At 73.9% G+C, this 13,592-nt stretch carries 12 protein-coding genes; 7 read left to right on the top strand and 5 right to left on the bottom strand.

Features of this window, described 5'->3' with window-relative positions:
- Positions 1-27: 27 nt before the first annotated feature.
- Entirely contained in the window at positions 28-690 is a 663-nt protein-coding gene (locus tag GA0070608_RS05035) for a hypothetical protein (protein ID WP_091622474.1), read from the bottom strand.
- A gap of 23 nt (positions 691-713) precedes the next feature.
- On the opposite strand from GA0070608_RS05035, the gene GA0070608_RS05030 reads away from it, so the two are divergent.
- Both GA0070608_RS05030 and GA0070608_RS05025 read left to right on the top strand, forming a co-directional pair.
- Positions 714-1,232, top strand: a complete 519-nt coding sequence (locus tag GA0070608_RS05030) for an acyl-CoA thioesterase (protein ID WP_091622470.1) — start codon at positions 714-716, stop codon at positions 1,230-1,232.
- Positions 1,233-1,412: 180 nt separating this feature from the next.
- Positions 1,413-3,386, top strand: coding sequence for an acetoacetate--CoA ligase (locus GA0070608_RS05025; protein WP_091622464.1), 1,974 nt, complete (start codon positions 1,413-1,415; stop codon positions 3,384-3,386).
- A gap of 222 nt (positions 3,387-3,608) precedes the next feature.
- Here GA0070608_RS05025 and GA0070608_RS05020 read toward each other — a convergent pair whose 3' ends face one another.
- On the bottom strand, positions 3,609-4,298 hold the full coding sequence (locus tag GA0070608_RS05020; protein WP_091622460.1) for a TIGR03089 family protein: 690 nt from the start codon (positions 4,296-4,298) through the stop codon (positions 3,609-3,611).
- Between the two features lie 150 nt (positions 4,299-4,448).
- Between GA0070608_RS05020 and GA0070608_RS05015 the strand changes: the two genes are divergently transcribed.
- The gene (locus GA0070608_RS05015; protein WP_091622457.1) at positions 4,449-5,594 is read left to right on the top strand and encodes a glycosyltransferase family 4 protein; all 1,146 of its coding nucleotides are present in this window, start codon (positions 4,449-4,451) and stop codon (positions 5,592-5,594) included.
- A 62-nt stretch (positions 5,595-5,656) separates the two neighbouring features.
- Entirely contained in the window at positions 5,657-6,748 is a 1,092-nt protein-coding gene (locus GA0070608_RS05010) for a mannose-1-phosphate guanylyltransferase (protein WP_091622454.1), read from the top strand.
- Here the strand turns inward: GA0070608_RS05010 and GA0070608_RS05005 are convergent.
- Entirely contained in the window at positions 6,717-7,334 is a 618-nt protein-coding gene (locus GA0070608_RS05005) for an NUDIX hydrolase (protein ID WP_091622451.1), read from the bottom strand. The genes GA0070608_RS05010 and GA0070608_RS05005 overlap by 32 nt on opposite strands.
- Positions 7,335-7,373: 39 nt before the next feature.
- Here GA0070608_RS05005 and GA0070608_RS05000 point away from each other — a divergent pair, with 39 nt between their 5' ends.
- Both GA0070608_RS05000 and GA0070608_RS04995 read left to right on the top strand, forming a co-directional pair.
- On the top strand, positions 7,374-8,408 hold the full coding sequence (locus GA0070608_RS05000) for a hypothetical protein (protein WP_091622446.1): 1,035 nt from the start codon (positions 7,374-7,376) through the stop codon (positions 8,406-8,408).
- A 281-nt stretch (positions 8,409-8,689) separates the two neighbouring features.
- Complete coding sequence (locus tag GA0070608_RS04995) at positions 8,690-9,688, top strand: winged helix-turn-helix domain-containing protein (RefSeq protein ID WP_091622441.1); 999 nt, start codon at positions 8,690-8,692, stop codon at positions 9,686-9,688.
- A 554-nt stretch (positions 9,689-10,242) separates the two neighbouring features.
- On the opposite strand, the gene GA0070608_RS04990 is transcribed toward GA0070608_RS04995, so the two are convergent.
- Complete coding sequence (locus tag GA0070608_RS04990; RefSeq protein WP_091622437.1) at positions 10,243-11,331, bottom strand: coenzyme F420-0:L-glutamate ligase; 1,089 nt, start codon at positions 11,329-11,331, stop codon at positions 10,243-10,245.
- Positions 11,328-12,311 (bottom strand): 2-phospho-L-lactate transferase, encoded by a 984-nt coding sequence (gene cofD / locus GA0070608_RS04985; RefSeq protein ID WP_091622432.1) that lies wholly within the window; start codon positions 12,309-12,311, stop codon positions 11,328-11,330. The genes GA0070608_RS04990 and cofD overlap by 4 nt, the downstream gene beginning before the upstream one ends.
- A 98-nt stretch (positions 12,312-12,409) precedes the next feature.
- On the opposite strand from cofD, the gene GA0070608_RS04980 reads away from it, so the two are divergent.
- A complete protein-coding gene (locus tag GA0070608_RS04980) occupies positions 12,410-13,492 on the top strand; it encodes a hypothetical protein (protein ID WP_091622428.1) in 1,083 nt (360 codons plus the stop codon).
- The last annotated feature ends 100 nt before the right edge of the window (positions 13,493-13,592 follow it).

Genomic DNA, 13,592 nt, shown 5'->3' with positions numbered 1-13,592 from the left:
GACCGGTCGCCCGGCCCGCCCGCATCGTCACCGGATCTCGGTCGTCGTGTCCTCCTCCGGTCGGTTGCTGCCGCGCGGCGGCGCCGACCACGGTGACTCCCCGCCGGTGCGGCGCGGCAGCGGCTCGGTCGGCGTCGGGTCCGGGTAGCCGAGGCTCGGCGGGGCAGTGTCCCGGTCGGCCGGGTCGGCCGGCGGCCAGTCGGTCAGCGTGAAGTCGTTGCGGTCCGGCCCCTCGGCGGGCGCCGGCGTCGGCTCGGCCAGCGGTCGGGGCCACCGCCGCCAGCGCTGCCCGCTGAAGGTGGCCACGACCAGCAGCAGGCCGATCAGGAAGAGCGTGCCGTTCTCCACCGGAACGTGCAGCGGCAGGGGGTCGCCGAAGACCTTCCAGCCGTTCGGGATGCGGTCGCGCACCCGGAAGGGCGCGACGAACATCCCCACGTACGGGGCGGCGAGCAGCAGCCCGGCCACGAGCGGGCCGAGCGGTGAGGTGCGCAGCGTGCCGAGCAGGCCGAGCAGGACCCCGCCGACGGCGAGGTATACGGCGGGCTCGATGAGATTGGCCGAGTTGGACGTGCCGATCTCGACCCAACGGTCGACGGTGCCCGCCGACCCGTCCTGCCCGAGGGTGACCAGCACCCACGTGACGGGCGCCACCACCAACCCCGCGAGGAAGCTCCAGAGATGTCGCATCCGCGCACCGTACCGTTTTCGACATGACCGAGCACCCAGCCACCGCGCCGGCCGGCAAGCCGACCTCGTACTCCCGCGTCACCCTGAGCCGGATCATGACCGCGGTCGACGTCAACCTCTACGGCACGGTGCACGGTGGCGTGCTGATGAAGTTCATCGACGACGTGGCGGGGGCCGCCGCGGCCCGGCACAGCGGCGGTACGGCGGTCACCGCGGCCATCGACGAGATCGTCTTCACCGAGGCGGTCCGGGTCGGGGATCTGCTGCACGCGCACGCCCAGGTGAACTGGACCGGGCAGACCTCGATGGAGGTGGGGGTGCGGGTGGTGGCCGAGCGGTGGGACTCGGCCGAGGACGAGCCGGTCCGGGTGGCCACCGCGTACCTCGTCTTCGTGGGCGTCGACCTCGGTGGGGCGCCGCGGACGGTGCGGCCGGTGCTGCCGGAGAGCCCGGAGGACGAACGCCGGTTCCGGGAGGCGGAGATCCGCCGGGCCCACCGGCTCGCCCGCCGCCGCGCCATCCAGGCCCACCGAGCCGGCTGACAGGCCTTCCCATGCCGGAGACGCTCCCTGCACCCGGCCCACACCGGGTGGGGGTGGGGCATGTGGGTTCGGCACGTGCGCCGACGGGGGTCGGGTGCGGAGAATGGCGCTCTGAGGTAAGGCAAGATGGCGCCACGGCCCACTTCACAGTGTCGTGCGGGGCCAGGGGAGGGTGGAGCAGTGGGTGACGTGCTGTGGACGCCGCCGGCGGACGTACGCGAGCGGTCCCGGATCGGGAGCTACCTGCGTTGGCTGCGTGAGCACCGGGGGCTGGAGTTCGCCGACTACGACGAGCTGTGGCGCTGGTCGGTCACGGACCTGGACGCGTTCTGGCGGTCGGTCTGGGACCACTTCGAGGTCGTCGCGCACACCCCGCCGACCGCCACCCTGACCGACCGGGGGATGCCTGGCGCGCGGTGGTTCCCCGGCGCCACCCTCAACTACGCCGAGAACGTGCTGCGGATGCCGGGCCGGGCCGACGACGACCCGGTGGTGATCGCGCACGGCCAGACCCGGGCGCCGGTGACCCTGACCGCCGCCGGGCTGCGCGAGCAGGTCCGCCGGGTGACCGCCGGGCTGCGCCGGCTGGGCGTCACCGCCGGTGACCGGGTTGCCGCCTACGCGCCCAACATCCCCGAGACGTACGTGCTGCTGCTCGCCACCAGCAGCCTCGGCGCGATCTTCTCCTCCTGCGCGCCGGAGTTCGGCACCCGCAGCGTCACCGACCGCTGGCAGCAGATCGAACCGAAGGTGCTGGTCTCGGTGGACGGCTACCGCTACGGCGAGAAGCCGGTGGACCGGCGCGGCGAGGTGGCCGCGATCCGGGCCGCCCTGCCGTCGCTGGAGCACACCGTCAGCATCGCCTACCTCGACCCGGCCGGGCCGCCGCCGGAGGGCGCGATCTCCTGGACGGAGCTGGCGGCGCCCACCGACGAGCCGTTGACCTTCACCCCGGTCGCCTTCGACCATCCGCTCTACGTGCTCTACTCCTCCGGCACCACCGGGCTGCCGAAGCCGATCGTGCACGGCCACGGCGGCATCCTGCTGGAGCACCTGAAGATGCTGGCCCTGCACCACGACCTGGGCCCGGCGGACCGGTTCTTCTGGTTCACCACCACCGGCTGGATGATGTGGAACTTCCTGGTCTCCGGGCCGGCGGTGGGCGCGGCGATCGTGCTCTTCGACGGCAATCCGGGCCACCCCGACCTGGGTGCGCTGTGGCGGCTGGCCGAGGAGACCGGCACGACCTACCTCGGCACGTCCGCCCCGTTCCTGCTGGCCTGTCGCAAGTCCGGGCTGGTGCCGAAGGAGACCGCCGACCTGTCCGCGCTGCGCGGGGTCGGCTCGACCGGCGCGCCGCTGCCCGCCGAGGGCTTCACCTGGGTGTACGAGACGGTCGGCGAAGACCTCCAGCTCCAGTCCCTCTCCGGCGGCACGGACGTCTGCACCGGTTTCGTGGGCGGGGTGCCGCTGCTGGCGGTGCACGCCGGGGAGATCACCTGCCGGGCGCTCGGCGCCAAGGTGGAGGCCCGTTCGGCCAACGGCACCCCGGTCATCGGCGAGCTGGGCGAGCTGGTGATCACCGAGCCGATGCCGAGCATGCCGGTGGGCTTCTGGAACGACGTGGACGGCACCCGCTACCGGGAGGCGTACTTCGACCTCTATCCGGGCGTCTGGCGGCACGGCGACTGGATCACCATCAACGACCGGGGTGGCTGCGTGATCACGGGCCGTTCCGACGCCACCCTCAACCGGGGCGGTGTGCGGCTCGGCACCGCCGAGTTCTATTCAGTGGTCGAAGGGCTCGACGAGGTCGTCGACTCGGTGGTGGTGCACCTGGAGGACGACGAGGGCGGCGCCGGGGAGCTGCTGTTGTTCGTGGTGCTCGCCGAGGGGCTGGAGCTGGACGACGCGATGCGGAAGAAGATCTGCCGCGAGTTGCGTACCGCGTTGTCGCCCCGGCACGTCCCGGACGAGATCCACCAGGTCCGGGCCGTCCCGCGCACCCTGTCGGCAAAGAAGCTGGAGGTCCCGGTGAAGAAGATCCTCACGGGCACTCCGGTCGACGCGGCGGCGGCCAGGGGCGCCCTGGCCAACCCGGAGTCCCTCACGGCCTTCGCCACCCTCGCCCAACACCGCACCCCCCGCCCATAACCCCACCCACCCCCGCTCATCCCCACCCCCGCCCATCCCCACCCCATCCCCACCCCATCCCACCCCGCCCCACCCCGCCCCCTCCGCGCGGCGATCTTGCACTTTGTGCCCTGGCATAAGGGGTGAACCGCCTGTATCGAGGGCGCAAACTGCAAGATCGGCGAGACGGGTGGGCGGCGGGCGCGGGGAGGGGACCTGCGGGGGCGGGGAGGTAGGGGTGGGTCAGGTTAGGGGGTGGGTGACTCTCTCCGTGGTGGTGCGGGTGGGGAGGGTCGTCGGGTCGAGGTTGGCGCAGAGGACCGTGGTGGACCTGGTCGTCAGGGGGGCGAGCAGCCAGTCGACCGGGTCGGGGTACCTGGCTGTGTCGATCAGGAGCCGGTCGCCGGGCGTGATGCCCAACTCCGTCGCGCGGGCGCTCGCGCGGGCCAGCAGTTCCGCGTCGCCCGGGCCACCCTTCGCGTACGGGCTGAAGTGGTCGCCGTGTGCGCGTACCTCCGACACGTAGTCGGCGAAGCCGGTCGGCACCTGGCGCATCGGCAGGGCGAACGGGTCCAGCGCGAGGACGTACCGCTCGCCCGCCGACCAGGCTTCCGCCTCGGCGACCCGTGCCGTGGCGACGAAGAGCACGTCCACGTCGCCCGGCGTGTCGGTCACGGTCAGCCCGGCCGACCAGCAGCCGAGCAGCACCGCGGCGCTCTGCCAGTGCGGGGGTAGCAGTACGCCGGCGACGTCACCGGAACCCACGGCCACCTCGTCGACGAGCAGGTTGGCCGTCTTGGCCACCCAGTTCGCCAGTGTCGCACCGGAGAGTTCGGTCCGTTCGCCCGTGGCGTCGTCGTACCAGGTCAGCAGCGGTCGGGTCGGATCGGTCGCGATCGCGTCGGCGAAGACCCGGGCAATGTTGTCGGCCATCGGCGCGAACGATACGCCCCAGCGGCCGTACTCGATGACAACGACAAGTCGGCGTACCGTCGGGTCGCAGTCAGCGTCCGCGCCGGGCTCCGGCGTAGGCTTGCCCGGAGTGTTGTTCCCCACAGGCCCGTCAGTGCAAGGAGTCGCCCCGTGACCGCCGGTCGCCCGCCCCGCGTGCTCATCGACGCCACGAGCGTCCCCGCCGACCGTGGGGGCGTCGGTCGATACGTCGACGGCCTGCTCGGCGCCCTCGGCAAGGTGTGCGGGTCGGGGGTGGAGCTGGCCGTCGTCAGCCTCCGCACCGACCTGGAGCGCTACACCCGGATGTTGCCCGGCGCGGAGATCATCCCCGCCCCGGCCGCCGTCGCGCACCGCCCCGCCCGGTTGGCCTGGGAGCAGACCGGCCTGCCGCTGCTGGCCCAGCAGGTGGGCGCGCAGGTGCTGCACTCGCCCTTCTACACCTGCCCGCTGCGGGCCGGCTGCCCGGTCACGGTGACCGTGCACGACGCGACGTTCTTCACCGAGCCGGAACACTACGACAAGTCGCGGCGCACCTTCTTCCGCAGCGCGATCAAGACGTCCCTGCGCCGCGCCGACCGGGTGATCGTGCCGAGCAAGGCCACCCGGGACGAGCTGATCCGGCTGCTCGACGCCGACCCCACCCGGATCGACGTCGCCTACCACGGCGTCGACCACACCGCCTTCCACGCGCCCAGCGACGAGGAGAAGGCCCGGGTCCGGGCCCGGCTGGGGCTCGGCGGCACCAACTACGTGGCCTTCCTGGGGGCCAAGGAGCCGCGCAAGAACGTGCCGAACCTGATCCGCGGCTGGGCCCGCGCGGTGACCGACCGGGCGGATCCGCCGGCCCTGGTGATCGCCGGCGGCCAGGGGCACGACGACGACATCGACCGCGCGGTGGCGGAGGTCCCGTCGCACCTGCGGCTGCTCCGTCCGGGCTATCTGCGCTACGCGGACCTGCCCGGTTTCCTCGGCGGGGCGCTGGTGGCCGCCTATCCGTCCTACGGGGAGGGTTTCGGCCTGCCGATCCTGGAGGCGATGGCGTGCGCCGCACCGGTGCTCACCACGCCCCGGCTGTCGCTGCCGGAGGTGGGCGGCGACGCGGTCGCGTACACCAGTGAGGCGCCCGACCAGATCGCCGCCGACCTGGCCGCGCTGCTCGACGACGAGCAGCGGCGGTTGTCGCTGGCCAAGGCCGGTTTCGACCGGGCCAAGGAGTTCACCTGGGAGTCCAGCGCCGAGGTGCACATCGCGGCCTGGAGCCGGGCCCGGTCCTGACCGCCGAGGGCCGGCGACGCGAGAATGCGTCCTCGGGCAGGCGAATCGGGCATGATGTGCGGGTGATTTACGCCGTCATCCCGGCGGGTGGTAGTGGCACGAGGTTGTGGCCGCTGTCCCGTGCCGGCCATCCCAAGTTCCTCCACCCGCTGACCGGCTCCGCCGCCTCGCTGCTCCAGGCGACGGTGGACCGGCTGGGCCCGTTGGCCACCGCCGAGCGCACCCTGGTGGTCACGGGGACCGCCCACGTGACGGCGGTGGCCCGCCAGCTCGCCGGGCTGCCGGAGGAGAACATCCTGGTCGAGCCCTCGCCCCGGGACTCGTGCGCGGCGATCGCCCTGGCTGCCGCGGTCATCGCGCGGCGCGACCCGGAGGCGGTGATGGGCTCCTTCGCCGCCGACCACCTGATCGGCGACCCGCAGCGCTGGCGGGAGGTCGTCGGGGAGGCGGTACGCGGCGCCGAGCAGGGCCTGCTGATGACGGTCGGGATCACCCCGACCCGGGCCGAGACCGGCTACGGCTATCTCCAGACCGGCGACCCGGTCGACGGGGGGCCGCTGCGACCGGTGGCCGAGTTCAAGGAGAAGCCGAGCGCCGAGGTGGCCGAGGCGTACCTCCGCTCCGGGCGGCACCTCTGGAACGCCAGCATGTTCGTCTGGCGGGTCGACGTGTTCCTCGCCGAGCTGGCCCGTCAGCAGCCCGCCCTGCACGCCGGGATCGTCGCGATCGCCGGGGCGTGGGGCACCGACGGGCAGGACGACGTGCTCGGCACGGTCTGGCCGACGCTGCCGAAGATCTCCGTCGACTACGCGGTGATGGAGGGCGCGGCGACCGCCGGCCGGGTGGCGACGGTGCCGGGCGACTTCGGGTGGAACGACATCGGCGACTTCCACACCCTGGGTGAGGTGCTGCCCGCCGACGCGGACGGCAACGTGGTGCTCGGCGCCGACGCCAAGCCGGGCGTGTTGCTGCGCGACAGCGGCGGGTTGGTGGTGGTGCCGCACTCGGGGCGGCTGGTGGCCGCCGTCGGCGTACACGACCTGATCATCGTCGACACCCCGGACGCGCTGCTGGTCTGCCCGCGCAGTCGGGCGCAGGACGTCAAGAAGGTCGTCGACGAACTCAAGGAACGGGGCGAAGAGGGGCTCGTCTGAGCGTCGCCAGGGCCGGAGCGACCAGGTGCGCCGTCCCGCCGGCCAGCGGCTGCGGCAGCCGGTCCGGCGGGAACCAGCCCAGCGCCTCGGATTCCTCGCTGACCCGTTCCACCGCGCCGGGCGGGGCGAGGACGGCGAAGCGGACGTCGTGGTGCAACGAGCCGCCCTGGCAGCTCACCGGGTGGATGTCGACGTCGATCGGCACCGGGTCGATCCGCAGGCCGGCGATGCCGGACTCCTCGCCCGCCTCGCGCAGGGCGGCGGCGGCCAGGGTCCGGTCGACCGGCTCGCAGTGCCCGCCGAGCTGCACCCACCGCCGGAACTTGCCGTGCAGGCAGAGCAACACCCGTGATCCGGTGGCGTCGAGCACCAACGCGCTCGCTGTGACGTGCCCGGGCCGGTGTGCCCGGCTCATCGCCACCGGCCCGGCGGCCAGCAGCGCCACGGTGCGGTCCCGGGCGTCGGCCGCGGCCGGGCCGGTCGGCTCCCACCGGCTCAGGGTCACGACGGCGTCGGCGTGCAGCGCCGCGTACACCTCGGCGTCCGGCGACCGTCGGGAAGCGGCGGCGGTGGGGGAGTCGGCCATGTCGACACTGTACGAGCCGACGATTCGTACCCTGGCCCGGTGACCCTGCGACTGTTGGAGTTCGTCGTGGCCGGCAACGAGGCCAGCGACCTGCTGCCGGTGCGTTCCGTGCCGCTGCTGCGGGCGCACGGTGCCCGGCGCGGTTTCTGGACGGTGCTGGACGAGGGGCCGGTGGAGCACTGCCTGGCCCTGCTGCTGGAACTGGACGACGACCGTTGGGTCGCCCACCACGTGGCCGCCGACGCCGGGGTGGAGAACGGCCGCACGGAGGACAGCGAGGCGCTCGCCCACCACGACGGCTGGGTGTACGTCTTCGGATCGCACTTCGGCTCGAAGGCGGGGCCGCTGCGCCCGCGCCGCGCCTTCGTGGCCCGGTTCCGCGAGGACGACGCGGCGGCGGGCCCGCTGCCGGTGCGGGTGGTGCGTAACCGGTTCCGGCTGCACCGGGCGGTCAACGACGCCCTGCTCAAGGCGGCGTTCACGCCGCTGCCGCCGGGCGAGAGGGTGCGGTCCCGGTTCATCGGGGAGACGGTCGCCCGGGGCACCGCCCGGTCGAAGGGCTGGGTCAGCCGGCTCGTCGCCGACGACCTGCCGTTGAACGTGGAGGCGGCGACCTTCACGCCGACCTGCACCGTCCTGCTCGGACTGCGGTTCCCGGTCACCGCCGACGGTGAGCCGATCCTGGTCGAGCTGACCGGTGTGCCGGGCATGTTCGACCCCGCGCCGAGTTGGCCGCAGGCGTCGGGGGCGTACGTCCTGACCGGGGTGACCCCGCCGGGCGTGCTGGCCGGCTTCCGGGCGATCACGCCCACGGACGACGGCGGCTACGCGGCGATCATCGGGTCGATCGACGCACTGGGCAAGGGCTCGGTGCTGCTCGACGACCATCCGGCCGGCGGCGAGGTCACCTCCCGACACGTCCGGTTCTCCCCGCCCGGCGACGGGCACCTGGTCCCCGGCGAACTGGTGGCCGACCTGGCGCCGTTCCACCATGTGGAGGGTGTGGCCGAGTGGGACGGGCAGAGCTTCTATGTCACCGACGAGGACCATCGGGTGGCGCTCTGGATCGGCTGACCGGCGGGTGGACCGACGACCGGGCGGCACCTCCGCGGAGCTTGGCCGCAGACCCTCGTGGTGCCGCCCGGTCGCCGGGTCATTCCCCGCCCCCCTGGCGCCGGGTTCCGGACGCGTCGGTGACGCGCCAACCCTCGTGCGCGGGTAGTGGAAGCATGCCGAACGGCGCCAGGGGCGTCGAGGTTTTTCAGCCCACGCTTAAAGACGGAGATAATTGCCGGCCAGGTACAGTGCAAACGGTTGCCAGGTGTCCCCTCTGCCGGGCGACGCGGGAGCGGTCCATGCTCAAGATCTACTTTTCCGCCGAGGACATCCTCCGGACCAGGGTGGCTCCGGCGGCAGACCCGGTGTGGGAACTGGTCCTCAGCCTGCACCTGCTGCCCGGCCGCGGCCGGGATCCACTGCTGGCGGGCTGGCGGCACAGTGTGACCCGCGGGCTGCGCGAGGGCAGCGGCTCGGTGGGGCTGCGGCTCCTCCTGACGCTCAACCCGCCCCGCGGTTACTTCCCCGACTTCCTCACCCCGTACGAGAGCATGTCGGGGTTCGAGGCCGGCATGGAGGCGGTCCGCAGCACCCCGGTGGCGCTGCTGCACCGCGACCTGGCGCTGCTCGCCGCCGACAGTTCCCTGCCCGCCGGCGCCGTGCCGCTGGCCCGGGGGGAGGCGGACACGCTGCGCGGCCTGACCGACGCGATGGAGCGTTACCGCGGCCTGGCCATCGACCCGTACTGGACCCGGATCCAGGCGGCGGTGGAGGCCGACCGGGCCCGGCGGGCCCGGGCCCTGCTCGACGGCGGGGTGGAGGGGCTGCTGGCCAGCCTGCGACCCGCCATGCGCTGGGAGTCCGGGGTGTTGGAGATCCGCGACTACCCGCACAGCCGGGAGCTGCACCTGGACGGGCGCGGGCTGCTGCTGGTGCCGTCGTTCTTCTGCGCGGCCACCCCGGTGGCCCTGCTCGACCCGGCGCTGCCCCCGGTCCTGGTCTATCCGGTGGACCGGCTCGGCGGCCTGCTGCCGGCCCCCGGTGAGGGCGCCGGGGCGCCGGATCCCGGGCGGGAGGCGCTGGCCGCGCTGCTCGGTCGGACCCGGGCCGCGGTGCTGGTGGCCAGCCACGACGGCTGCACCACCGGCGAGGTGGCCCGCCGGCTGAACATCTCGGCAGCCGCCGCCAGCCAGCACACCACCGTGCTGCGCAACGCCGGCCTCCTGGTCAGCCAGCGCGACCGCAACACCGTCCTGCACACCCTGACCCCGTTGGGACGGGCGATGCTCAACTCCTGAGCGCGCCCGCGCCTGATGAGGTGTCGATGTCTCGCTGGGTGTCATCGGTGTCCTGCTGGCCGGCGTCTGGCCGGCGTCTGGCCGGCGTCTCACCGTGCGGTGCCGGCGTCTCACCGTGCGGTGCCGGCGTCTCACCTTGCGGTGCCGGGCGGCTGCTCCGCAGGCTGCCCCGGGGCACCGACGGCGTGGGCGTGGATGGAGGCCAGCGCCTCGGATTCCGGAGCCCGGCGCACGGGGGCGCGGTCTGCGAGCGGCCTCGGGGCGGTCTGCGGGGCAACCATGATCAGTTGATCGGCAACCGGCCAAGGAAGCCCCGCTACCCCGGTCCACCGTCAAACGATCGAGCGGGGAGCCGGGAGCCGGGAGCCGGGAGCGGAGAGCGGAGAGCGGAGAGCGGAGAGCGGAGAGCGGAGAGCGGAGAGCGGAGAGCGGGAGCTGGAGGGCGGGGAGCTGGGAGCGGGGAGCTGGAGGGCAGGGCCGGGGGTGGAGGGCGGGTCCGGGGCCGGGGGCGGAGGGTGGGGAGCCGGGGGCGGGGCGTTCGTGCCTCGGCGGTGTTACAGGGCCAGGGCGGCGCTGGCGGTGGTGCCGGGGGGCGGGGGAAGAAGCAGGGAGGTGACGCCCTCGGCTGCCAGGGCGGTGCGGAGGCGTTGCAGGTCGGCGCCGAAACGGACCAGGTCGGCCGGGCCGGCGGGGGTGGCGGGGGAGCCGAGCACCAGGGTCGTCGCCGCCACCGGCCAGCCGGGCACCCGGGCGGTCAGCCCCGCGCGTACCTCCTCGTCGGCGACCAGGCTGAAGGACGTGCCGGGTGCGACCACGTTCGCGATCGTGCCGATCGCCCGGCGTACGGCCTCCGGGTCGGGCGGGGTCGGGTTGGGGCCGTCCGGCAGGGTGGCGGCGGCGGCCAGTCCGGCGGCCTTCGCCTCGGCGGTGCCCAGCGAGAAGAGGTCCATCGTGGCGTCCCGGACCAGCGCCGACGCGCCGACGCCGTCGTCCGGCCGAAGTGCGGTGAGGTAGCCGCGCACCACCGCGACCGGCATCTGGTCGCACTTGCCCTTGATCAGTTCGCCCGCGCCGGCCAGCTCGTCCACGACCGCCATCTGGGTGAGCTGGAGCTCGTTGCCGTACGGGTCGACCTCGCCCCGGTGGTCGCGGATCGCGTCCATCCCGGCGACGCCGAGCGCCACGTCGGTGAGCCCGTTGCGCCAGGGCCGGCCCATCGTGTCGCTGACGATCACCGCGACGTCCACGCCGTGGCGCTCGCGCAGGGCGGCGCGCAGTGCCCGGGCTGAGGCGTCCGGATCCTCGGGGAGCAGCACCAGCCGGGTCTTGTCGACGTTCGAGGCGTCGATGCCGGCCGAGGCCATCACGAAGCCGTGGTGGGTCTGCACGATCCGGGTCTCGCCCCGGGCGGCCACCACCCGCGCCGTCTCGGCGGCCAGGACCTCGTTGCGCGCGACGATCCGCTCCGGCCCGTCCGCCGGAACGTCGACCAGACGGCCCTCCGCCTTCGAGACGATCTTGCTGGTCACCACCAGCACGTCGCCGTCACGCAGCCAGGGCGCGGCGGTGGCGATCAGGGCCGCCAGGTCGTCGCCCTCGGACACGTGGCCGATGCCCGGCACCGGCAGGATCTCCAGCCTCACGTCAGCTCCAGCGCGGCACGGACCATGGCCGCCGTCGCCGCCTCGTCGGTCATCCGCAGCGGCGCCGCGCGGACCGTCAGCTCCGGCACCACGGTGCCGGCGTCCTCCTCGGCGACCAGCCAGCCGTCGAGCAGCCCGCCGGCCGACCGGCCGCCGTAGAGCCGGCCCACGCCGGCCGCGCTGCACTCCACGCCCAGCACGGCCAGGCAACGGTCGGCCATGCCGCGCACCGGTGCGCCGCCGATGATCGGCGACACGCCGACCACCCGGGCGGGGCCGCCGGCGACCGCCTCGCGCAGCCCGGGCACGGCCAGGATCGGGGCGATGCTCACCACCGGGTTGCTCGGCGCGATCAGCACCACGTCGGCCGCGGCGATGGCCTCGACGACGCCGGGCGCCGGCCTGGCGGTCTCCGCGCCGACGAAGACGAACCGGTGGGTGGGGAGGTCGCCGCGGTGGCGTACCCACCACTCCTGGAAGTGGATCGCCCGCTGCCCGCCGTCGGGCCCGTCCGCGCCGGAGTCACCCGCGGTCGCCGGCCCGCTCACCACCACGTGGGTCTCCAGCCGGTCGTCGGTTGCCGGCAGCAGGCGTACGCCGGGCTGCCAGCGGGTGGCGAGCGCCTCGGTGACCGCGTGCAGCGGGTAGCCGGCGTTGACCATCGTGGTCCGCACCAGGTGGGTGGCGATGTCCTTGTCGCCGAGCCCGAACCAGGTCGGCTCGGCGCCGTACGCGGCCAGTTCCTCCTTGACCGTCCAGCTCTCGCCGATCCGTCCCCAGCCACGTTCGGGATCGGCGCCGCCACCCAGCGTATACATCACGCTGTCCAGGTCGGGGCAGACCTTCAGCCCGTGCAGGAGCAGATCGTCGCCGACGTTGACCACGGCGGTCACCTCGGCGCCGACCTCGCGGGCGTACGCCCGGACGCCGACCAGGAAACGAGCGCCCCCGATGCCGCCCGTCAGAACCACGATGCGCATGCGACCATCCTCGCGTACGGGCCGCCTCCGGTCCGACTGTGGGCCGGGAGACTAGGCTCACGTCGGCAACTGTCCGCATTCGCCCCGAGGGGGAACCCGTGACCAGCCCCGCCGAGCCCGCGTCCACCGACGCGACGCAGGCCAGCCAGCTGACCAAGCCGTTGCGTGAACTCGCCGCGTTCGCGCTGCTCGGCGCGAACGCCGTGTTCCTCTTCGTCGGCCTGATCCGGCTGGCGACGCCGACCGAGTACAGCACATTCGGGGGTCGGGCGGGCAGCGCCTTCTACGCCTTCGTCGGCGTGGAGTCGGTGTTCCTGCCGCTGCTGGCCGTGCTGCTCGCCACGCACGTGAAGCCCCCGGTGCCGAAGGCGAAGCTGATCACCCAGGTCGCCCTGGGCGAGTACGCCGTCAGTGCGCTCTTCGGCGGGCTGACCTTCCTCTTCTGGACGGTCACCCGGCTGGCCGACGGCGAGATCCTCGACGCCTTCCTGGGCCTGCTCAGCCGGGTGGCCTGGCTGGCGCTGTTCGCGGTCGCCGCGTACGTCGTGTTCAAGATCTGGCGCACGCTCTACTACGTGCCGAAGCCGAAGCCCCAGCCCGGCGTGTACGGCCAGCCGCAGCCGGGCTGGCCCCAGCAGCAGGGCGGCTACCCGGCGCCGGGCCAGCAGGTCCCCGGTCAGCAGGTGCCCGGTCAGCAGGTCCCGGGTCAGCAGGGCGGTTGGCAGGCGCCGGGCCCCTACGGAGCCCCATACGGTCAGCAGGCCGCGCCGTTCGCCGGCGGCCCGCAGCCGGGCTCGCAGTTCAGCCCGACGCCGCAGTCCGCCCCGCCGTTCGGCCAGGCCCCGCAGTCCGCGCCTCCGCCGGCGTCGGAGGCGCAGACCGCTCCGCAGTTCAGCCCGGCTCCGCAGTTCGGCCAGGCCCCGCAGTCGGCACCCCCGGCCGCGCCCGCCCCGCAGTCCGCGCCGCCGTTCGGCCAGGCCCCGCAATCGGCGCCCCCGTTCGGCCAGCCGCAGGGTGTCCCGCCGTTCGGCCAGCCGCCCTCGGCCGACCCCACCCAGGCGATCCCGCGCCAGTCCGCCGAGCTCACCGAGCCCACCCAGGCGATTCCGCGTCCCGCCGCCGACGAGACCGACCGTACCCAGCGGATCAACCCCGGCGACACCCCCGACGCCCCACGCTGACCGGGCCAACGGCCCACACCCGAGCGCCCCGCACGTCACCGTGCGGGGCGCTCGCCGTCCCACCCCGTCTCTCGGGTGCGGTGATCAAGAGGTTCTGGTC

This window comes from Micromonospora peucetia (assembly GCF_900091625.1).
GTDB lineage: Bacteria > Actinomycetota > Actinomycetes > Mycobacteriales > Micromonosporaceae > Micromonospora > Micromonospora peucetia.
Note: the sequence above shows the minus strand (reverse complement) of the source record. Positions and strands in the feature narration are given on the sequence as shown.